Annotated in this window: 20 protein-coding genes and 1 pseudogene; 10 read left to right on the top strand and 11 right to left on the bottom strand. The window is 73.0% G+C overall.

The window, feature by feature from the left end:
- The first annotated feature begins 336 nt into the window (after positions 1 to 336).
- The 3 genes from ABEB00_RS23765 to ABEB00_RS23755 are packed head-to-tail and all read left to right on the top strand — an operon-like array spanning position 337 to position 5,374.
- The gene (locus tag ABEB00_RS23765) at positions 337 to 525 is read left to right on the top strand and encodes an MbtH family protein (protein WP_345622322.1); all 189 of its coding nucleotides are present in this window, start codon (positions 337 to 339) and stop codon (positions 523 to 525) included.
- Entirely contained in the window at positions 522 to 4,550 is a 4,029-nt protein-coding gene (locus tag ABEB00_RS23760) for a non-ribosomal peptide synthetase (RefSeq protein ID WP_345622126.1), read from the top strand. The genes ABEB00_RS23765 and ABEB00_RS23760 overlap by 4 nt, the downstream gene beginning before the upstream one ends.
- Positions 4,547 to 5,374, top strand: a complete 828-nt coding sequence (locus tag ABEB00_RS23755; RefSeq protein WP_345622124.1) for an AMP-binding protein — start codon at positions 4,547 to 4,549, stop codon at positions 5,372 to 5,374. Before ABEB00_RS23760 ends, ABEB00_RS23755 begins: the two co-directional genes overlap by 4 nt.
- A gap of 68 nt (positions 5,375 to 5,442) precedes the next feature.
- Here ABEB00_RS23755 and ABEB00_RS23750 read toward each other — a convergent pair whose 3' ends face one another.
- The 4 genes from ABEB00_RS23750 to ABEB00_RS23735 form a co-directional block, all read right to left on the bottom strand.
- Positions 5,443 to 6,591 (bottom strand): hypothetical protein, encoded by a 1,149-nt coding sequence (locus tag ABEB00_RS23750; protein WP_345622123.1) that lies wholly within the window; start codon positions 6,589 to 6,591, stop codon positions 5,443 to 5,445.
- A gap of 49 nt (positions 6,592 to 6,640) precedes the next feature.
- Positions 6,641 to 7,255: an LOG family protein gene (locus tag ABEB00_RS23745; RefSeq protein WP_345622121.1), complete on the bottom strand. Its 615-nt coding sequence runs from the start codon at positions 7,253 to 7,255 to the stop codon at positions 6,641 to 6,643.
- Between the two features lie 125 nt (positions 7,256 to 7,380).
- Positions 7,381 to 8,760 (bottom strand): MFS transporter, encoded by a 1,380-nt coding sequence (locus ABEB00_RS23740; RefSeq protein ID WP_345622120.1) that lies wholly within the window; start codon positions 8,758 to 8,760, stop codon positions 7,381 to 7,383.
- Positions 8,757 to 9,350 carry a winged helix-turn-helix domain-containing protein gene (locus tag ABEB00_RS23735; RefSeq protein WP_345622118.1) on the bottom strand — a complete coding sequence of 198 codons (594 nt, stop codon included), beginning with the start codon at positions 9,348 to 9,350 and terminating at the stop codon, positions 8,757 to 8,759. Before ABEB00_RS23735 ends, ABEB00_RS23740 begins: the two co-directional genes overlap by 4 nt.
- A gap of 201 nt (positions 9,351 to 9,551) precedes the next feature.
- On the opposite strand from ABEB00_RS23735, the gene ABEB00_RS23730 reads away from it, so the two are divergent.
- Together ABEB00_RS23730 and ABEB00_RS23725 are read left to right on the top strand one after the other, a co-directional pair.
- Positions 9,552 to 9,770 (top strand): hypothetical protein, encoded by a 219-nt coding sequence (locus ABEB00_RS23730; RefSeq protein WP_345622117.1) that lies wholly within the window; start codon positions 9,552 to 9,554, stop codon positions 9,768 to 9,770.
- Positions 9,771 to 9,896: 126 nt separating this feature from the next.
- Positions 9,897 to 10,025, top strand: a pseudogene (locus tag ABEB00_RS23725) (TetR/AcrR family transcriptional regulator); the annotation flags it as partial.
- Between the two features lie 124 nt (positions 10,026 to 10,149).
- Here ABEB00_RS23725 and ABEB00_RS23720 read toward each other — a convergent pair.
- The 5 genes from ABEB00_RS23720 to ABEB00_RS23700 all read right to left on the bottom strand — a co-directional run bounded on the left by ABEB00_RS23720 (position 10,150) and on the right by ABEB00_RS23700 (position 13,834).
- Positions 10,150 to 10,830 carry a DUF3618 domain-containing protein gene (locus ABEB00_RS23720; protein ID WP_345622116.1) on the bottom strand — a complete coding sequence of 227 codons (681 nt, stop codon included), beginning with the start codon at positions 10,828 to 10,830 and terminating at the stop codon, positions 10,150 to 10,152.
- On the bottom strand, positions 10,806 to 11,240 hold the full coding sequence (locus ABEB00_RS23715; protein ID WP_345622115.1) for a phage holin family protein: 435 nt from the start codon (positions 11,238 to 11,240) through the stop codon (positions 10,806 to 10,808). The genes ABEB00_RS23720 and ABEB00_RS23715 overlap by 25 nt, the downstream gene beginning before the upstream one ends.
- A 2-nt stretch (positions 11,241 to 11,242) precedes the next feature.
- Positions 11,243 to 12,016: a hypothetical protein gene (locus ABEB00_RS23710; RefSeq protein ID WP_345622114.1), complete on the bottom strand. Its 774-nt coding sequence runs from the start codon at positions 12,014 to 12,016 to the stop codon at positions 11,243 to 11,245.
- 142 nt (positions 12,017 to 12,158) lie between these two features.
- Positions 12,159 to 12,506 (bottom strand): hypothetical protein, encoded by a 348-nt coding sequence (locus tag ABEB00_RS23705; RefSeq protein ID WP_345622113.1) that lies wholly within the window; start codon positions 12,504 to 12,506, stop codon positions 12,159 to 12,161.
- Positions 12,507 to 12,631: 125 nt separating this feature from the next.
- Positions 12,632 to 13,834 (bottom strand): PP2C family protein-serine/threonine phosphatase, encoded by a 1,203-nt coding sequence (locus ABEB00_RS23700; RefSeq protein WP_345622112.1) that lies wholly within the window; start codon positions 13,832 to 13,834, stop codon positions 12,632 to 12,634.
- A gap of 434 nt (positions 13,835 to 14,268) precedes the next feature.
- On the opposite strand from ABEB00_RS23700, the gene ABEB00_RS23695 reads away from it, so the two are divergent.
- On the top strand, positions 14,269 to 14,760 hold the full coding sequence (locus tag ABEB00_RS23695; RefSeq protein ID WP_345622111.1) for an STAS domain-containing protein: 492 nt from the start codon (positions 14,269 to 14,271) through the stop codon (positions 14,758 to 14,760).
- Positions 14,761 to 14,813: 53 nt separating this feature from the next.
- On the opposite strand, the gene ABEB00_RS23690 is transcribed toward ABEB00_RS23695, so the two are convergent.
- Positions 14,814 to 16,049, bottom strand: coding sequence for an MFS transporter (locus ABEB00_RS23690; protein WP_345622110.1), 1,236 nt, complete (start codon positions 16,047 to 16,049; stop codon positions 14,814 to 14,816).
- A gap of 87 nt (positions 16,050 to 16,136) precedes the next feature.
- Here ABEB00_RS23690 and ABEB00_RS23685 point away from each other — a divergent pair, with 87 nt between their 5' ends.
- Complete coding sequence (locus ABEB00_RS23685; protein ID WP_345622109.1) at positions 16,137 to 16,604, top strand: winged helix-turn-helix transcriptional regulator; 468 nt, start codon at positions 16,137 to 16,139, stop codon at positions 16,602 to 16,604.
- A gap of 154 nt (positions 16,605 to 16,758) precedes the next feature.
- Here ABEB00_RS23685 and ABEB00_RS23680 read toward each other — a convergent pair whose 3' ends face one another.
- The gene (locus ABEB00_RS23680; RefSeq protein ID WP_345622108.1) at positions 16,759 to 17,385 is read right to left on the bottom strand and encodes a TetR/AcrR family transcriptional regulator; all 627 of its coding nucleotides are present in this window, start codon (positions 17,383 to 17,385) and stop codon (positions 16,759 to 16,761) included.
- Positions 17,386 to 17,538: 153 nt separating this feature from the next.
- Here ABEB00_RS23680 and ABEB00_RS23675 point away from each other — a divergent pair, with 153 nt between their 5' ends.
- From ABEB00_RS23675 to ABEB00_RS23665, 3 genes are all read left to right on the top strand, one after another.
- Entirely contained in the window at positions 17,539 to 18,279 is a 741-nt protein-coding gene (locus ABEB00_RS23675) for an SDR family oxidoreductase (RefSeq protein ID WP_345622320.1), read from the top strand.
- A gap of 64 nt (positions 18,280 to 18,343) precedes the next feature.
- Positions 18,344 to 19,234: an SDR family NAD(P)-dependent oxidoreductase gene (locus tag ABEB00_RS23670; protein WP_345622107.1), complete on the top strand. Its 891-nt coding sequence runs from the start codon at positions 18,344 to 18,346 to the stop codon at positions 19,232 to 19,234.
- A gap of 41 nt (positions 19,235 to 19,275) precedes the next feature.
- On the top strand, positions 19,276 to 20,229 hold the full coding sequence (locus ABEB00_RS23665) for an alpha/beta hydrolase (protein WP_345622106.1): 954 nt from the start codon (positions 19,276 to 19,278) through the stop codon (positions 20,227 to 20,229).
- Positions 20,230 to 20,255: the final 26 nt, after the last annotated feature.

Here is a 20,255-nt window from a genome sequence, read left to right as displayed (position 1 = left end):
GGTCATCCACGGCTTGCTTGCGTCACGAGAGGTGTCGGTACCCAGAGGGGCAGCATCGAAAATGCCGTGAAAAGTGCCGCTGGCGCGTTCGGAGCCACCGGTCCGGGCCGCCGCGGCGACTTTCCCTGAGTACGGGCGAAGCGGACGGCGTGGTTCAGCGGACGGGGTCCGGCTTCTGTCCGAAACCGTCTCCTGCCCCCCCTGCCGCAGGGCGCGGGCCGGCGGGGGCGGCGCACCGGAAGGTGCCGGTCAGTTGCCGGTCCCGGCTGCCGCCGAGGTCACCGGCCGCCGCCTACGGTGGCGCGGTCCGCCTCATACCAAGGAGATCCCGTGTTCATGGTGGTGGCCAACGACCAGGACCAGTACTCGACATGGCCCGCCGAGCGTGAGCTGCCCGCCGGTTGGCGGGCCGAGGGCACCCGCGGCGACGAAGCGGAGTGCCTGCGTCGCATCGAGACCCTATGGACCGATATGCGCCCTCGTGACCTGAGTGAACAGATGTCCGCGGCGGAGGAGCCGCGGTGACGGCCCCGGTGGGTGAGCGCGCGTCGGTCGTCCAGCAGGGCATGTGGCTGGCTTCCCGGCTGGCCCCCGGGAGCCCCGCGTTCACCGTCTCGACCGCCTCCCGGCTGACCGGCCCGCTCGACCTGGCGGCGCTGCGGGCCGCGCTCCGCGAGATCATCGCCCGCCACGAGATCCTGCGCACCCGGTTCGTCGAGCGGGACGGCCGGCTGCTCGCCGAGGCCGTACCCGACGTCACCGTGCCGCTGGACGTGCTCGACCTGAGCAGCCGCCCGCGGCAGGCGGCCGTCCGCGCCGCCCGGCTCCGGGTGGAGGCCAGGGCCGCCGAGCCGTTCGACATGACCCGGCCACCGCTGCTGCGGGCCGGGGCGGTCCGTCTCGCCCCCGAGGAACACCTCGTCCACCTCGACCTGCATCACGCCGTCTGCGACGGCTGGTCCCTGCGGCTGCTGCTCGGGGAGATCGAAGAGGTCTACGCGGGCCTGACCGGAGCGGACGCCGGCCGCCCGGCGGTGCCGTCCCGGCCGGGCTACTGGGAGTACCTGCACGGCGGCGGGGCCGCGCCGGACGGCGCGGGCGCGGCGGATCTGGACTTCTGGCGGGAGCACTTGGCGGGGGTGCGTCCGCTGGAGCTGCCGGGCCGCTCGGTGGCGGGCCCAAGGGGCGCGGGGGCGCCGGGCGGCCAGGTCCGGTTCACCCTGGACGGGGAGCTGCTCGCCCGGGTGGACGCGCTGGCGCAGCGGCTGTGCACGACGCGGTTCGTCGTCCTGCTGAGCGCCTTCCAGGCACTTCTGGGCGTGCTGTGCGACTCCCGGGACGTGCCGGTGGGCACCACGGTCTCGCAGCGGGACGGCGCCGACGCCGAACGCGTCGTCGGCCCGCTGTTCAACACCGTGGTCCTCCGCGGTGACCTCGGCGGCGATCCGCGCTTCGCCGAGCTGGTGGAGCGCAACGCGGACCGGTTCCTCGACGTGCTCGAACACCGGTACGCGCCCTTCGAGACCGTCCTGCGCGAGCTGCGCCGCACCAGCGCCGTCTCCGCGCCCAACCCGCTGTTCAACGTGCTGTTCGAGGTGGACTACGAGGCCCCCGAGGCGCTGCGCCCGGCCGGCACCCGCGCCGAGCCGTGGCCGTTCGCGTTCACCACCCCCAAGTCGGATCTGGACCTCGCCCTCGCGCCGTACGGCACGGGGCTCCGGGGCACGCTGACGTACCGGACGTCGGCGTGCGACGCGCGGACGGCCGGGAGTGTGGGCGAACGACTGGGCGTACTCCTGGACGCCGTCACCGACGAGGCGCGCGGCGGCTCACGGCTGCGGCTGCACGAGCTGCCGGTGCTGACCGCCGACGAGCCGGCCCGCCTGGAGGCGCTGGCCGACGGCGGGCCGGGCGAACTGCCCGACGCCTGCCTGCACGAGCTGTTCGAACGTCAGGTCCGGCGCGCGCCGGACGCGGTCGCGGTCCGCGAGGCCGGCCCTGACGGCCCGGGAGCCGAGCTGACCTACGCGGAACTGGACGCGCGGGCCGACCGGATCGCGCGGGCGCTCACCGCGCGCGGCGTGGGCCCGGAGACCCGGGTGGCCGTCCACCTGCACCGGTCGGCGGACCTGGTGGCCGCGCTGCTCGGGGTGGGGAAGGCGGGCGGCGCGTACGTCCCCCTCGACCCCGCCTTCCCGCTCGCGCGGCTGCGCCACCTCGTGGCGGACAGCGGCGCGGCCGTCGTGCTCACCGAGCCCGGCCTCGCCGCCGCCGCCGCGAACCTCGGGGCCCCCGTCATGTCGGTACGGGAGGAGGCGCCCCCCGGAACCGTCCGGGCCCTCGCGCCGGCCCGCCCGCACCACCTCTGCTACGTCATCTACACCTCCGGTTCCACCGGGCGGCCCAAGGGCGTGCTGGTGGAGCACCGGGGGCTGGTCAACTTCCTCATGTGGTGCGTGCGCCGCTACGTCGGCGACCGTACGGGCGGCGCGCCGCTGTTCTCCTCGATCGCCTTCGACATGATCGTGCCGAATCTGTTCGCGCCGCTGCTGACCGGCCAGCCGGTCACGGTCGTACCGGAGACCGTGTCCCCCGCCGGCCTCGGCGAGGTGCTCCACGCGGCCGGACCGTTCGCGTTCGTCAAGCTGACCCCCGGACATCTGGAACTGCTGACCGGCTCCCTGGCGCCGCGGCAGGCGCGTTCCCTGGCCGGGCTGCTGGTGGTCGGCGCGGACGCCTTCCCGCGCGCGGCCCTCGCGGCGTGGCGGCGGCTGGACCCGCACACCCCGGTGCTCAACGAGTACGGGCCGACGGAGGCGTCGGTGGCCAACAGCGTGCACGAGGTAGGCGAGGACGACGGTGACGGCCCCGGCGAACTCCCCATCGGCCTGCCGGTGCCGCGGACCACCCTGCGCGTCCTGAACGCGGCGCTGAACCGGGTGCCGCCCGGTGTGACCGGCGAGATCTACATCGGCGGCGACTGCGTCGTCCGGGGCTACCGCGGTCTGCCCGCCCTCACGGCGAGCCGGTTCGTCCCCGACCCGTACGGGCCGCCGGGCGCCCGCATGTACCGCACCGGCGACCTGGGGCGCTGGAACGCCGACGGCGAGGCGGAGTTCCTCGGCCGCGTCGACCACCAGGTCAAGATCCGCGGGCACCGGGTGGAGCCGGCCGAGGTGGAGAGCGCGATGGCCGGCCATCCGGCGGTGCGGCGGGCCGTAGTGGTCCCCTCCCGCACCCCCTCGGGCCGGCTCGCGCTCGCCGCCTACGCCGTGCCGCGTTCCGCGCGGCGGCCGACCGCGGAGCTGCGGGCGTACCTGGGCGAGGCGCTGCCGCCGTACCTGGTGCCGGCGGCGATCACCTGGCTGGACGCGCTGCCGCTCAACGAGAACGGCAAGACGGACCGGGCGGCGCTGCCGCCGCCCGCCTGGCGGAGCGAGGACCCCGCCGGGCGGGCCGGGCGGCCCCTCGGCGGCACGGCGGGCGAGCTGGCGGTCATCTGGTCCGAGCTGCTCGGCCTGCCGGCGAGCGGCATCGGCGCGGACGACGACTTCTTCGCGCTCGGCGGCGACTCCCTCCTGGTGCTGGCCCTGCTGGAACGCCTGCGGGCCCGCTACGACCGCCGGGTGCCGTTCGAGGAGGTCCTCAGGTCGCCCACGGTGTCCGCGCTGGCGGACCTGATCGACGCGCCGGACCCGGCAGCCCGGGCAGGGGCCGGTCCGGGTGCGGGCGCCGCGCGCGGGAGCCTGGGCAGGATCCAGGGCGGTGCCGGGGACGCCCCCGCGCTGGTCCTGGTCCACCCGGTCGGCGGTACGGTCTTCTGCTACCGCCACCTCGTCGCGGAACTGCCGCCCTCGCAGCCGGTGTACGGGCTCACCCTCGCCTCGATGCTGGACGGCGGCGACGTTTCCCGCGACGGTGACGGTGACGGTGAGGACGGCTTGGCGCCGATGTGCGCCCGGTACGCGCGTGAGGTCTCCGGCGCCGTCGCCGCCCCGGTGGTCGTCGCGGGCTGGTCGGCGGGGGCGCCGGTGGCCCTGGAGACGGCCCGTCAGCTCTCGGCGCGCGGCCACGAGGTGGCCGGCCTCGTCCTGCTCGATCCGTGCGCACCCGACGACGCCGAGGGCTGGCGGCGGCAGGAACGGGAGCTGGCCGGGATGAGCGACCGGCTGCGGCGGTCCGAGGGCGCCCGGCGCGAGGAGGTGTTCCGGTCGATCGTCCGGTCCGAACTCGTCGCCATGATGGGGGTGGACCCGGCGTCCTGCCGCAGCGCCGACCGGTTCCCCCAGGAGGTTCTGCGGGTGTGGCAGCGGCAGTGCGCGCGGCTGGCCGCCCACCGCCCCGGCCGGTACCGCGGCGACCTGTGCCTGGTGACGTCGGCCGACGACGCGCACTCGGCCCGCTGGGAGGCCCTGGTGACCGGCACCGTCACCAGGACCGGCGTCGGCGGCGGGCACGTCGGCATGCTGCGGCCCCCGTACGCCGGGGCGGTCGCCCGTGCGGTCGGTGCGCTGCTGCCCGGCGCCGGGGCGGGCGGGCAGCGGTCGTGACGGCCACGACGCTGGCGGCCGGTCCCGTGCACGAACTGGTCGGCCGGCAGGAGGAGCGCGCGTCGGGGCGGCTGGCCGTGCGGTCACCGGTGGAGCAGTTCACCTACCGTGAGCTGGTACGCAGCGCGCACGACCTGTCGCGGAGGCTGACCGCGCTGAGTCCCCGTCCCGAGGCGCCGGTGGGCGTGTGCCTGCCGCCGGGGCCGCGGTTCGTGGCGGCCACGCTGGCGGTCCTGGAGAGTGGCGGGGCGGCCCTGCCCATCGACCCCGGCACCCCGCCGGACCGGGTGGAGAGCATTCTGGCCTCGGCGCGGGCGACGACCTGCCTGACCGACGGGGACGGCGGCGGCGGCCGCCCCGCGTCCCCGTCGCCGGCCGCCGAGCCCATGGTGGTGTCCCGGCGCGGCCAGTGGGTGGCCCAGATGCGCGAAGCGCAGCTCGTGTGCCCGCTGGCGCCGGGCGACACGATGCTGCACGCCGCCGCGTTCGGCACGCCGGACGCGGTGATGGAGATGTTCTGGCCCCTGTGCGCCGGCGCCACCGTGGTGGCCCACGAGGCCACGGACCCGATGTCGCGGCTGCTGGCCTGCCAGCGGATCCGGGCCACCGTCATGGTCCTCCCGGTCGACGGGCTCGGGGAGTTCATGGACTTCCAGCGCGACCACGGGCTGCTGCCGCCGCCCTGGCTCCGGCTCGTCGTGTGCACGGGCGGCCCGCCGTCCGATCTGCTGGGCAGGCGGTTCGCCCAGCAGATCGGACGGCACGGCTGCCGGTTGCACTCGGTCGCCGCGCCACGGGCGGGCGAGGGCGTACCGGGGCGCTGAGGGCCCGCATACGTCAGGGTGGAGCGGCCGCGCCGCTCCACCCTGACGTATGCGGGCCCTCCCGGGGCTCAGGGCGTCTTCGCGTACCGGGCGGCGAACGCCTCGTACTTGCGGCCGAGTTCGTCGGCCCACTGGGCGGAGTCGGCCAGTTTCATCGAGCGGCACTCGTAGCCGAGCAGCCGTTTCATGACCGCCATCTCGGTCTCGGTGAAGGTGACCGTGGCGTCCTCGTCGATCCGCTCGATGCCGTCGGCGCGCTGGCATTCCTCGTTGCGGCGGACGGCCTCGTCCAGGGTGATCGACGGATCCAGGTCCACCGTGGCGCCCTCGCGTGTCACCCGGGCCGGGTAGCCGCCGGGCAGCCCGCCCGGCGCGGGGGTGTGGCAGAGCGTTCCGCTGTCGGTGGCCATCGCCGCCAGCACCCGCATGGCCGAGGACGCGGTCAGCAGTTGGCCGTCGAGTCCGCCCAGCCGCTTCAGCCTGCCGTTGAGCTGCGCGAAGATCCGCTGGTGCGGCAGGTCCAGCCGCTCCCCGCGGACGGTGGCGGTGAGATGGTAGGCGCCTTTGCCGGCGTCGCCGAAGCGCGGGACGTAGTGGCTGAAGTAGTGCTGCGCGACCAGCCGTACCTCGACGTCGGCCGGGTCCTCGGCCGCGGCGTGCGCGAAGGCCAGGGTGAGCGCCGGCACGATGTTGGCGACGTTGCCGATGCCCGTGGTGGGGGCCAGCCCGACCTTGGCCAGGACGGGACCCACCGCGTCCGGGAAGGCCGCGTTGACCACCTTGGCGGCGCTGCCGGACCGGCGGACCGCCTGCATCAGCAGGTGGTTCAGCGTGAGGTGCCGGGGCAGCCACGGGCCGAACTGGGCCTGGTCCAGCTCCTCGAACACGTCCTTGGGGAGCTGGGTGATGACCCGCCAGGACTGCAGTGACGCGCCCATGAAAATGATGTCGGGGCGCACCCGGCTCAGGGTCTCCGCCGTGCGGTCGACGTCGTGGAGGTCCATCTTCTCCGTGCTGACGCTGCCGAAGTCGCCGAGGTTGCCGGCGGTGAAACGGACGAGGTTGGCGCGCAGCCGGAGGGTCTCGGGGTCACGGCCGGCCACCACGACGCGGTTGGTCGCCGGATCGGCCAGGAGCATGGCGAGCAGGCGGGAGGAGAGGTCTCCCAGGCCCACCAGCATGATGAGCGGCTTGTCCTGGCCTGTGGGTGTCAGCATGTTCACCACTTCACTCGGTCGGTGTCGAAGGGCTCGGGACGGGCGCCGGTCAGGGCTGCAGGACGGCCGGGCGGTGGCCGGGGCGGTCGGCGGGGCGGTCGGCGGGGCGGTCGGCGGCCGCGTGCCGCTCGACCTGGGCCAGCGCCTCCTCGGGGCCGTCCGCCACGGAGTAGACGTCGAGGTCCCGCAGGAAGCCGCGCTCGTGCAGGCTCTCGATCAGCGTGACGAACGGGGCCCACGCCTCGTCCACGTCCACCAGGACGAGGGGCGCGCTCAGCACGCCCAGGGCCTTCATGGAGATCACTTCGAGGACCTCGTCGAGGGTTCCGTAGCCGCCGGGGAGCGCGAGGAACGCGTCGGCCTCCTCGATCATGCGCCGTTTGCGCTCCAGCAGGTCACCGGTGAGGATCAGCCGCTGTTCGGGCAGTTCGTCCGCCTGCTCCCGCACCCGCAGGAAGTCCGGTATCAGTCCGACGATCGATCCGCCCCGCCCGGCCGCCCCGGAGGCCACCGCCCCCATCAGGCCGCCCGTTCCGGCGCCGTAGACCAGTCGGTGGCCGCGCTCGCCGAGCAGTGCGCCGAGATCTTTGGCCGCCCCCAGGTACCGCGGTCCCACCCCGGGCGAGAAACCGCAGAAGACACAGACGGAAAGGGAGGCGCTCATCGGTTCTCCTCACGCAGCGGCTCGATTCCGTTGGGAGTCAAACAGAGGCCGGGGGGTCGTTCCGGCAGTTTCGCGGGCAGCATGTGCGGTCGACTGCCCCTTGGCCCGGGCCCTGACCGCCGGGTCTATCGCCGCTCGTCACGCCGGGGCGGGGTCCGGGTGCCGCCCTCGGTACCGTCGCTGCCCCGGGCCTCCCCCGCGCCGGGGACGGCGGAGGTCGTGGCCGTGGTGGGGGCGGCCGTGGTGGGGGCGCGGGTCGGACCGTTGTCCGTGATCCTGGCCGTACGGCCGCCCGGCAGCAGTTTCAGGGCGACGACGCCCGCCAGCAGGATCAACGCGGCCTGGACGTCCAGTGCCGGGAGAATGCCGATCACTCCGCTCAGCAGGCCGGCCGCGAGCATGCCCAGGGCCTGCAGACCGTCGGACAGGCCCAGGACGGAGGCCATCACCCGGCCGCGTACCGGCAGTGGCGAGGACTCCTGGATGAGGGAGAGCCAGGCCGCGGCGAGCCACACCGCCGGGACGCCCGCGGCGGTGAACAGCGCCACGTAGACCCCGAAACCGGCGGAGGTCACCGTCAGGTTCCAGGTCAGCGCGCTGACCGTGCCGAAGACGAGGACGCCGACACTCAGCAGGCGGGGCGCCCCGAGCCGCCGGGTCAGCAGACCGGCGGTCGCGGTCCCGGCGAAACCTCCCACGGCCTGCACGCCCCGCAGCAGACCCGCCTGGGCGTCGCCGCCGTCGATCAGGTCGGTGACGAAGAGGAGGAAGAGCACCACGAACATGCCCTGGGCGACGGCCAGCAGCGCCACGCAGACGAAGGTTCCCCGCAGCGTCGGGACATCGCGCAGGGTGCGCAGGCCCTCGCCGATACCGGACCAGAACCGGGCGCCCCCGCCGCTCTCCCGGCGCACGGTGGTGCCCGGGGGGATCGTCCACGCCAGGCCGGCGGCGACGAGGAAGGCGGCCGAACCGAACCCGAGGACGTAGGGCAGTCCGGCCGCGCTCAGCAGCAGGCCGCCGAGCGGACTGCCGACCAGCCGGCCGAGCGACACGTTCAGCCCGATCGCGGCGTTGGCGCTGACCAGTTGTTCCTCGGCCACGATGGTCGACAGGGTGACGTTCTTCACCGACTCGAACGCCACCGTGAGGGCCGCCTCCGCTCCGGTGACGAGGTACACCAGCCACAGGTCGCCGGGGTCTTCGACCAGCAGCAGCACGGGCAGCAGCGCCGCCTGCGCGACGCTCACCAGGACCAGGAAACGGCGCTGGTCCCAGCGGTCGACGAGCGCGCCGACGACCGGCGCGACGACCAGGCTCGGCAGCAGTCCCAGCATGGCCACGACGGACGTGATCAGGGCGGAGCGGGTCAGTTGCAGCACGTAGAGCGGCAGCGCCAGTTGCAGGACCCACTTGCCCGTCTCGGACAGCAGCCCGGAGATCCACAACCGGGCGAAGGGGGCCTCGCGCAGCGGGTGCCGTACGGCTATGGCGGGGCCCGTCACTCGGTCCGCCCCGCCGCGTCCAGCCGCGGGAAGAGGCGCAGTCCCGCGTAGGCCAGCACGGCGTCCTCGGGTGGGTCCTCGCGCACGGTGGCCAGGTAGGGCCGCAGCAGGGTGTCGATCTTCTCCGCCAGTTCCCGCGCCTCCTGGGGGGTGGCTCGCAGGACGTAGTTGTCCAGGCGGGCCGTGGCGAGCCACTGCGGGTCGAGGGTGTCGCGACGGGCCAGGAAACGCCGGGTGAGCTGGTCCTCCTCGGTGAGGCCCGCGACGATCAGGGCGTCCTGTTCGGCCATGGTGGCGGGGTCCGCGCTCATCGCGCCGAAGTCCAGCCCGACCTGGGCCGCGCGCCACGGACGCTCGCGCTGATCGGCCGCCTCGGTCGGTTCGACCAGGCCGTACCGCGCCAGGTGCCGCAGGTGCCAGCTCATGTTGGAGGCGCTCGACCCGACCTCGGCCGCGCACTCGCTGGCGGTGCGCGGTCCCACCGCCATCAGGTACTGGAGCAGCGCCAGCCGCAGCGGGTGCGCCAGGGCGCGCAACTGCCGGGAGTCCTTGATCTGCCGCCGCGGGGGTGGGGCCTGTCCGTCGACCATCTGAAAGACTCCTTTCGAAAGAGTTCTTTCATTCTTGCCCGCGGGGCGGAAGGTGTCCAGTGGCGGGAGCGGCGGGTGGGCGCCCGGCTCACTCCGTGACGGCCCGCCCCCGCCGGTGGATTTTCCGGCCGCACGGGTTCCCGCTCCCGCGAGACTCGGGCACGGTGGGGGGAGCGCAGTCGACCAGCACGGGGGAAAGCCATGCGTTCAAGGACACGTCTCGCCGTCGTCGCCGCTCTGGCGGGCGGCGCGATCGCGCTCACAGCCGGAGCCTTCACCGCCGCTCACCACCAGGACGAGGCACCTTGGGCCGTCGCGCCGGCCGGCGCCGACGGTCACCGCGACACCGCGGGGGTCGATCCGGACTACCCGCTCCCGGGCAGCGGCGGCCCCCGCGGCGACGGTCTTCACCTGGCCTGAAGCGACGGGGCGGCAGCGGGGCTCCGGTCATCAGGGCGGGCAGGCTGTGGGGCGCGTCGTCATCGATCATGGTCGGGCAGAAGCCGTCGTCCTCCGCTTCCACGGCGGCGGCGCGGGCGAACATGCTCCGAACTGAGCCCCGACCGGTGCCCGTTCGTGCGCGCGGCGGCGACCCGGCTGCGCGCACACGACGACCGCGAGCAGTTCCTCGCCGGCGTCGACATCTTCCTGGCCGGTACCGCGGCGTCGCACTAGTCAGTACCAGGCAGTACGGCCAGGGGGCGGGCCTGTCCGACCGCGAGCAGCCGGCGCCCGGCCGTCGCGTGCCCTCCCGACCGTCGCGGCGCGAACCGTCGCGGATCGCGCCGGGTTCTCGGCGTCAGGGGGTGCGGCCGGGCTGGTCCCGTACCTCGCGGACGGTGTCCTGACCCACGTCGCGCAGGCCCCGCGCGGTGTCCTGCCCGGCTGTCCGCGCCTCGTCCTCGGTGGTCCGCGCCGCGTCCCGCGCGGTGGACTTGACGTTCTCCACCGCGTCGGCAGCGGGCTGTCGCAGTTCTTCCTTCACCTCTTGGGCCGCTCGCGTCGCTTGCTGCTTCACCGGCTCGACGAACTCGCCCGCGTGCTCCCGCAGGACTCCGCTCGCCCGTTCCTCCGCCTTGGTCGGGGGCAGCAGCGCGGCAGCCAGCATTCCGGCGCCGAACGCGATGACACCGGCCGCGAGCGGACTGCCCTTGGTCTGCTCCTTCACCTGCGTGGGAGCCTGCGCGAGGGCGTCACCGACCTGGCCGGTGGTCTCCTTCGCGGTGCCGGCGAGGCTTCCCGCCGCCTGACCGGCGCCGGCGGCGACGCCCTGGGCGGTGTCCGTGACACCTCCGGTGGTTTCGCGGGCTGTTCCCATGACGCTCTCCTTCATGCCGGTCAGCCGGCTGCGCGCGGCGGCGGCCTGCCGTCTGGCGACCTTTCTCGGCGTCACCTTCTCGGCGAGGCGATCGACAGTGTGGGCAAGATGGGCGCGCCGGTTCTCGACGTCGGTCCTCAGCTCGTCGGGTGTCGTGCCCATCGGGCGTCCTCCTTGACGGTCTCCACTGTTCGTTCGGGCTTGACGTCGATCGTGCGCAGCCGTTTGCGGCCGGTGACGTAGAGGACGGCCGCGACGACGGCCCACAGCGCGGTGACGATCAGCGCCGCCCAGGCCAGGTCCATCACGTTGCTCAGGGCGAAGATCACCGCGAGGCTGCCCATCAGCACCGCGAGATGTCCCGCGTACCCGGCGCCGCCGAGCATGCCTGCCGCCTTGCCGGCCTTGCCCGCCTCCTCCTTGATCTCCGCCTTGGCCAGTTCGATCTCACCGCGGACGAGTTGCGACAGGTCCGTGCTCATCTCTCCGATCAGCTCACCGACCGACTCGTGGGGTCCGCTCGCGACGGAAGACGCCTGGGTGACCGGCTGTTCCGGGTACTGCGTAGCCACGCTCAGTCCCCTTCCACGGTTCGCCACGGCTCCGAGCGGACCGGGGGCGCGGTGGGAGATGTCGCGGGTCCCGGTGCGGCGGGAGCCGCGCTCCCCCGCTGTCCGGCGGGCGTGACGTGCGGCGGCTGCGACTGGCCGTAGGTGTCCAGCGGGTCCTCGTACACCGCCCGCGCGGGGGTACCGCCGGGCGCCGACGACAGCGGCGGTCCCGGGGACGCCGCCGGAAGCGCGCCGGGCCTCGCCCGCTCATCGCCCTCCGGGGGCGCGCCGGACGATCCGGCCGCGCTGATCCCCTTTCCGGCCCGCGCGACGGCGAATCCGGCGAGCGCGGCTCCCGCGAGGAACACTCCCGGCTTGCGCCGCGCGAAGTCCCGCAGGTCACCGAGCAGGCCGTCGGGTCCGCGCTCCTCCAGCCGGGAAGCGACCCGGTGACCGGCGTTCGCCGTCTGCCGGACCGCTGCCACCGCCGTGGAATCGGTGTCGGCGCCGTCGCTCATCTGCTTCAGCTCGTCCGCCAGCCGCCGGACGGTTGCCGCCACGTTCTGCGTCTGGGCACCGGCCTGTGCCCGGAGTTGATCACGAACTTCGCCCGCCAGGTCGCGGGCCTGGGACGTGGCTTCCTCGGCGACCTGGGTCGCCTGGTCCTTCGCGGTGCCGGCCACCCCCGCCGCTTTGTCGCTCACCAGTCCGACGCCTTCGCCCGCCTTGTCCTGAGCCGTCTTCGCGGCCGCCGGGGCCTTACCCCCGGTACGGCCGGTCTCCTCAAAAGCGTTCAAGGCTCCTCCTCGGTCGCCACTCAGGGCATGAATAGCCGCATATCATCCCAATTCGGGTCCCCTGGCCGAGGGTGCGGAAACGTCGAGGGCGCGGAAACACCGGACGAACGATGACGAACCGGAAGGGCAGGCCGATCGAATCTCACGAGGGGGAGATATCGGCGAACCTTCTCGCGAGATCCCGGTGCCATGCGGCGGCCTCGGCCACCTGGTCGTCGGTGAGGTGCACGCCGGGCGTCGAGCCCAGACGTTCGACCTGGTCGGCGAAGCGGAGGTGCTCCCGGTGGGCGTGTTCCCGGCAGGACAGGCAGGTGACGCTTTCCGGGCGGGAGGAGGTCATCGCGTAGGGCACCTCGCGTCCGCAACCGGTGGTGACGATGCCCGGTTCGTCGGGTACGAGACCGAACGTCGACGCGATCACGTTGCGGACGGCGGCACCGGCCTGCGTCGTCTTCTGCTCGACGTGGAGGTGCGGATCGAGTTCGCTCATCTGTGTCGGCGCCTCCGTCCGAGTCGTTCAGGACGAGGCTACCGGCGTGAGCTTGCGCGCCGCCGTGAGTTCGGGACGATCCCTGGTGTCCCGGCGGAGGGCCCGGCGTGATCGTTCCCGGCCGGTCAGGTGTCGGCGCCGGCGTTCGCGCGGCGGCCTCGGGAGCGGGGGCCGTGCCAGTCGAGGCACAGGACGGTGGCGTCGTCCTTCACCTCGCCGTGGCAGGCGTCGGTGACCGCGGCGACCATGGCGCGCACCGCCTCCCGGGGGTGCTCCTCGGCGGTGGCAAGGATGAGGGCGGGCAGGTCCACGGCTGCCGCCCCGCGTTCCTGCATTCCGTCGGTGTGGAGCAGGAGGCGGTCGCCGGGGCGCAGGTCGATGTCCTGCGCCTGGTACGGGCCCTGCGCGGCGACACCGAAGGGCAGGTTGACGTGGAGCGGGACCTCCTCGACCGCGCCGTCGCGCAGCCGCAGCGGCCAGGGGTGTCCGGCGTTGACGAGCTGGGCGCCGGATCCGTCCAGGGCGACGCGCAGCATCTGGCCGGTGGCGAAGGTGCGCCGGCCGTGGTCGAGGAGGGCCTTGTGGGTCTGGCGGGCCTGTTCGGCGAGGTCCGCTCCGGCGCGGCGGGCGCCGCGTGAGGCGTTGACCACGAGGGTGGCCATCAGTGAGGCGTCGACGTCGTGGCCCATGGCGTCGGTGATGGACAGGTGCACGGTGTCCTGGTCGAGGCTGTAGTCGTAGGTGTCGCCGGCGATGTCGGAGGCCGGGACCAGGGCGCCGGCGAGGGCGAACTCGGCGGCTTCGCAGGAGGGTGCCGAGGGCAGGAGCTGACGCTGGATCTCGGCGGCCAGGCTGACCGAGGTGGTCCGGTTGCCCCAGTGGTACAGGTCGGTGAACCGGCGGTCGGTGACGATGATGTACGCCAGCGCGTGCGCCGCCTCCGCGACCTTCTCCAGTACCTCCGGTGTGACCTGTGCGAGGAACAGCTCCAAGACCCCGATGGTGTCACCGCGGTTGGTGACCGGGGCGAGCACCCGCTGCTCCCGAGCACCCTGCGGCGCCCGCACCAGCTTCTGGGTGCGCAGGGCCTCGTCGTAGAGGCTGCTGGCGACGAGGGGAATCTGATCGGCGCGGTGCTCCTGGTGTCCGGTGGTCTTCTCGCTGACCCGCAGCAGGCGCCGGCCGACGACATCGACGAACAGGAACGAGACGGACCGAGCGCCGAACCGGTCGCGCAGGTTGCGCGCCACCACATCAAGGGATCCGACCGGCTCGGCGTACTCCGCCGATGCCAGCACCTCGGCCAGACCGTTCCGGCCACCCGCCACCGCGCCTCCCTGAAGGTGTGAGCCTCTGCGCCCACCGTCACGACGGGCATCACCACTGTGCACAGCCTCGTTCCGGCCTCCGCAATGCCAGGACATGGTCACCAACTGGCTGTCCGAGCTGGGCGATTGTCCAGCAGGGACAAGTGACGCGGGGCTCACCCGGGCGGCGCCCCCCCCCGCCCGTAACTCACCTGGTGCGCCCCGCCACCGCCTCCCGCGCCCCCTCAACCACACCCCTGCGGATCACCCTCGATGAACCGCCGCTCCACCCGGGCGAACCCGCCGCAGCCTCACCGGCTCATCGGCTCACCGCAGCAAGCCGCGGTCAGCTCCCTCTGCCCGCCTTCCCCATTGCACCAGTACCCTCCACGCCGCAACAGCGTTCCGCGTCACCGGCACCCGAACGAGTGGCATGACGGCGTCTCGCCGATGAGGTGGACGGCAATGCGGTCAGTGACAGGAACGTAGAAGACACCGAGCGCCGCGCGTGCCGGCGTCCCGATAAGCTTCCCGAGCCCGAAGTGCTGGCCAAAGGCTGTATGAGCGTTGTCGAGGGAAGCGTGACAGACACCCATGGAACCGAAGAACCCGGCCGTTTGCTGGTCACCCGGACGGTGGCCGCCGGCGTCGGTGTCGTCATCGCCTGCGGAGAGATCGACCATGACACGGTCGCGCGACTTCACGACGCTCTGCTGCCGGACGGCACCGCCGAATTCGAGCGGGTGGTGCTCGACCTGAGCCAGGTCACGTTCATGGATTCCAGCGGCATCAACACCCTCATCGGCGCTCACCGGTCACGCGAGGCGGCCCGAGGCTGGCTGCGCCTGGTGAACCCCACCGAGCCCGTGTTGCGCGTGATCGAACTCGTCGGTCTCGACCTGCTGCTCACCTGTCACCCGAGCGTCGACCAGGCCGTCACCTCCTGACCAAGGACCGCGGCGGCGCAGACGGTTCCGCTTCCGACGGAGTGGTCCGCCGTTCAGCCGACTTGATCGGCCCTTTGCGTTTCCTCCCGTGCCCGGCCGGTGCCCGCTTCGGCGTTTCGGACGTTCTCGCTGGTGCGGGGGAGCCGGCTCTCGGCTGCCCAGACGGCCATCGCGCAGACCGCGAATGCGGCCCCGAGGGCGCTGGAGCCCGCCCAGCCGTGGATGGTGTAGATGGCGGTGGTGGTGGCCGCACCGAGGGCGGAGCCGAGCGAATAGAAGACCATGTAGCCGCCGATGACGCTGCTGGTGCGCTCCGGATGCGCGGTGGTGAGCAGATGCTGGTTGCTCACATGCACCGCCTGGACCGCGAAGTCGAGAGCCACGATTCCGGCGATGAGAAGCCCCAGTGTCCACGGCATCTGCGCGATCGCCGCCCACGAGAGGACGAGCAGGGTGAGCGCGAGGCCGGCGACCCGAGTCGTCCGTCCCGCGTCCGCCCACCGTCCCGCGCGGGCAGCGCCGAGGGCCCCGGCGAGTCCGGCGATGCCGAACAGTCCGATCTGGCTCTCGCTCAGATGCCGCGGCGCGTCCGCGAGCGGCAGGGACAGCCCGCTCCACAGCGTTCCGAACGAGGCGAACAGGAAGAACGCGATGAGCCCGCGGGTCAGCAGGAGGCGCTGCCCGAAGAGTCCGCCGAGTGAAGCGACGGCCTGTCTGTACCCCCCAGGCCGACCGGGACGCTTCTCCGGCGGGAGGGCGACGAGAACGAGGGCCGCGAGGCCGAGCGACAGCGCCGCCAGCACGGCATAGACGCTCCGCCAGCCCCACACATCGGCAAGCGCGCCGGTGGCGACCCGCGCGCCCAGGATGCCGACCACCACGCCCGAGGTCACGACGCCGATGTTCCGTCCGCGTTCGGCAGGCGGCGAGACCGATGCGGCGTAGGCCACCGTGGTCTGTACGACGACCGCGAACGACCCAGCCGCCGCGAGTGCCGCGAAGGCCATCCATGCGGCCGGCGCCGAGGCCGTCAGGATCATGCCCGTCGCGGTGAGCGCCAGGTGCACGGCGATGAGCCGGCGCCTGTCGACGACCACATCACCAAGCGGCACCAGCAGCACCAGCCCTGCCAGGTAGCCGAACTGGCCGGTCGCGACGATCCACCCCGTGTGCGCTGCCGGCACACCGAGATCCCGTCCCATCGGCTCCAGGACCGGCTGCGCGGCATAGATGCCGGCCACGGCGACGCCGCACACCGCCGCGAGCAGAAGCCGCCGCCACACGTCCATCGCACCCCAACCCCAATCAGTAGCGTTTTGCAACCGTTCTGACGGTAGGGCATGCTGGTTTCAATCCGCAACTCATTGGGAGGTGCCATGTCGCGCACCACGATGCGCGCCCCGAAGGCCGACTGGACCGACCCCGACTGCCCCGTCGCCCGCACACTCGACCTCGTCGGCGACAGATGGAGCCTGCTCGTCGTCCGCGACGCGATGGACGGGGCGCGATCGTTCACCGAGTTCCAGCGCCGGACGGGTATCGCCCGCAACATCCTCACCGAGCGCCTGCGCAGGCTCACCGCTCACGGGCTCCTCGCCCAGCGCGCCGCGCCGTCGGGCCGCCGTCAGGAATACGTACTCACCGACGCCGGCCGCGACCTCTTCTCCGTCATCCTCACTCTGCGGCAATGGGGAGAACGCCACGCCTTCGCCCCCGGCGAGGCTCACTCCACCTTGGTCGACGGGCACGGCACCCCGGTGCCGGAGATCGTCCCGACCGGCACCGACGGCACTCCCCTTGACGCCGAGACCACCCACGTCCAGAAGACCCGCGAGAGCGCCTAGCCCGCGCCCTGGACCGGTCCGGCTCGGCGGGCGTCAGCCCGAGCCTCAGCCCATCGGTGTTTCAGAACCCTCTCGCACGACCCGGCCGTCTGCCGGCGCATCGGCGCATCCCCGCCGTTCGCGGGGCTGAAGAGCCCCTTGCCGGCGCCGCGGATCACATAGCCGAGTCCGGAGAGGCCGGGGCGACGCCCCGGAAGAGGTTGGCGATCAGATGGTCGACGAACTCCGTGGTCAGCGGTTGCGCGGGCAGCAGCAGTCGGTGGTAGACGGCACCCCAGAGCTGGTCGACGATCGTCTCCAGGTCGGCTTCCCCGCGGATCTGGCCGGCCCGCTGCGCGCGCGTGAGGCGTTCGACGGCGAGGGCGCGGCGCTGTGTGACGTAGTGCGTCGAGAGCGCCTGCGCCAGGTCGGCGTCACCTTGAGCGGCTCCGATGATCCCGGCGATGACGGAGCCGTTGCGGTTCAGTAGGTTGACGAACACGCGCAACTGCGTGGCCAGGTCGCGCTGGACGTCGCCCGTGTCGGGGAAGGCGAGGGTCTCCTGGAAGGCGCTGAAGTAGGCGTCGAAGGCCAGGGCTCCGGGCGAGGGCCACCACTTGTAGAGGGTCATCTTGCTGACGCCCGCGCGGGCGGCGACCTTCGAGAAGGACAAGGCGTGGACTCCCTCGGCGAGCAGGAGTTCGGCTGCCGCGGTCAGCGTCGCGTGGCGGACGTCCTCCGCCCGGCGGCGTCCGCGCCCCGGCTTGAGCGGCCCGGGCTTCTCGGCGTCTGCTCGCTCCACCTGTCTCCTCCTCGTCCGACACGACCGGCCTGATCGACGCGGCGTTCAAACAATTATATGGACCTGCTAGCCACATATATATGGACTATCGGTCCATGTAGAGTTAGTGTACTCATCGTCCACAAAAAAGAGAGGGAGGTCGCCGTGACCACCATTGAGCAGTCCGCGGCCCGGGTGGCGATCGTGACCGGCGGTTCGGGCGGGATCGGCAGCGCGGTCGCGCACGCGCTGGCCGCCGACGGCATGTCCGTGGTCGTGCACTACTCCGGCGGCGCCGAGCGCGCCGAGAAGGTCGTCGCCTCGATCCGCGAGGCGGGCGGCGCGGCCTTCGCCGTCTCCGGCGACGTCGCGGAGGAGGCTGCGACGACGGCCCTGTTCGACGCCGCCGAGGAGCGCTTCGGCGGGGTGGACGTGGTGGTGAACACCGCCGGGATCATGCTGCTGGCCCCGCTGGCGGAGATGCACCTCGACGCCTTCGACCGGATGCACCGGGTCAACGTGCGCGGCACGTTCGTCGTCTCCCAGCTCGCGGCCCGGCGGCTGCGCCCCGGCGGCGCGCTGGTCAACTTCTCCACCTCCATCACCCGGCTCCAGCAGCCGACCTATGCCGCCTACGCGGCGAGCAAGGGCGCGGTCGAGGCGATGACCATGATCCTCGCCCGCGAACTGCGCGGCCGGGACGTCACCGTCAACGCCGTGGCTCCCGGGCCGACCGCGACCCCGCTCTTCCTGGACGGCAAGAGCCCCGAGCTGGTCGAGCGGATCGCCGCTGCCTCCCCGCTGGAGCGGCTCGGCACGCCCGAGGACATCGCGAGCGCCGTCGCCTTCCTGGCCGGTCCCGGCGGCCGGTGGGTCAACGGCCAGGTCCTGTTCGCCAACGGCGGCGTCGCCTGATCACCCGGCTCCCGTCCGCCCGCAACCGGCAAGAACACGCACCGCACGACAGGAGCGACACCCCATGTCCACTGTTCTCATCACCGGCGCCGCCACCGGCATCGGCAGCCTCACCGCCAAGGCGCTCGCCCTGGCCGGGCACCGCGTCTACGCGACGATGCGCGCCCCCGAGGGCCGCAATGCTCCTCGGGCCCGGGAACTGCGCGACTTCGCCGCCGCAAAAGATGCCGACATCCGCGTCGTCGAACTCGACGTCACCTCCCAGGAGTCAGCGGACCACGCCGTCCACGCGGTGGTCGCCGACTGCGGCGGGCTCGACGTGGTCATCCACAACGCCGGCCACCTGCTGGTCGGCTACGTGGAGGCGTTCACCGCCGAGGAGATCGCCCACCTCATCGACGTGAACACCCTGGGCGTCCAGCGACTCAACCGCGCCGCCCTGCCGCACCTTCGCGAACGCGGCCGCGGCACCCTGCTCTACGTCGGCAGCACCGTCCCGGTCACCACCCCGCCCTTCCTCGGTCCCTACGTCGTCTCCAAGGCCGCGATGGACTCGCTGGCCCTGGTCACCTCCTACGAGGTCTCCCAGCTCGGCATCGAGACCGTGATCGTCATGCCCGGCGCCTTCACCCAGGGCACCGACCACTTCCCCAAGGCCGGCCGCGCCGCCGACACCGCCGTCGCCGAGGCGTACAAGGCCCTGGACCCGCTGGTCGCCCGCAACGAGGAGGCCACCGCAAGCCTGTTCACCCCCGGGACCGAGGCCGACCCCGTCGTCGTCGCCGAGGAGATCGCCCGTCTCCTCGCCCTCCCGTACGGCGAACGGCCCTTCCGCAGCGTCGTCGACCTCACCAACTCCGAGGTCGAACAGGCCAACGCCGCCGCCACCGAGGCCCGCGCCGACTTCGTCCGCCGCATGGGCTTCGGCGAACTCCTCGAACTGCGCCACGCCTGACACCCCTTCCCCTGCGAACCTGTTGAGAAAGCGAGACCACCATGGCTGACTCCCAGCTCGGCGCGATCACCGACCTGCTGCGCGCCTCCCCGCTCGACATGGGCGGCGACCCGCACACGATGCGCATCGTCTTCGACGAGATGATCGGCTCCCACCCCGTCCCCGAGGACGTACGCACCATGACCGTCGAGCTCGGCGGCGTGAGCGCCATCGAGGTCACGGCGGGCGGCGGCGAGGTGTCGGGCGCGGTGCTGTACTTCCACGGCGGCGGCTACGCCCTCGGATCCGCCGCGACCAGCGTCGACCTGGCCGCCGACATCGCCCGCCGCTCCCGTACCACCGTCTACACCGTGGACTACCGTCTCGCGCCGGAGAACCCGTTCCCGGCAGCGGTCGACGACGCCCTCGCGGCCTATCGCGGGCTGCTCGACCGCGGCCTCCCCGCAGAGGCAATCACCGTCAGCGGGGAGTCCGCCGGCGGCGGGCTGGCCCTGGCCCTCCTGATCGCGCTCAAGGACGCCGGCCTCCCCCAGCCGGCGGCGGCCGCCGTCCTCTCCCCCTGGGCGGACCTCACCCAGTCCGGCCGCAGCCACGAGACCAAGGCCGCCGTCGACCCGGCCCTCACCCGGCAGGCGCTGTCCACCCGCGCCGACGACTACCTCACGGGCGCGGACCCCCGCTCCCCTCTCGCCAGCCCCCTCTTCGCCGACCTTCGCGGACTGCCCCCGCTGCTCATCCAGGCCGGAACCTACGAGATCCTCCTCGACGACGCAGTCCGGCTGGCCGCGAAGGCCGCCGACGACGACGTGGCGGCCACCTTGCAGACGTTCCCAGGTGCCCCGCACGTCTTCCAGGGGTTCTCCGCCGTCCTGGCCGAGGGCGCCCGGGCCCTGGACCAGGTCGGAGCCTTCCTTCGCACCCACCTCGACCGGCAGGCCGCCCAGGCCGGGCCGCCGCTCCTCGCTGAGACCGCCTCGCCGACGGACGGGAGCTGAGGTTCTGATTGCCGGCAGCACCAGGA

Source organism: Streptomyces ziwulingensis, from assembly GCF_039542605.1.
Lineage (GTDB): Bacteria > Actinomycetota > Actinomycetes > Streptomycetales > Streptomycetaceae > Streptomyces > Streptomyces ziwulingensis.
Note: the sequence above shows the minus strand (reverse complement) of the source record. Positions and strands in the feature narration are given on the sequence as shown.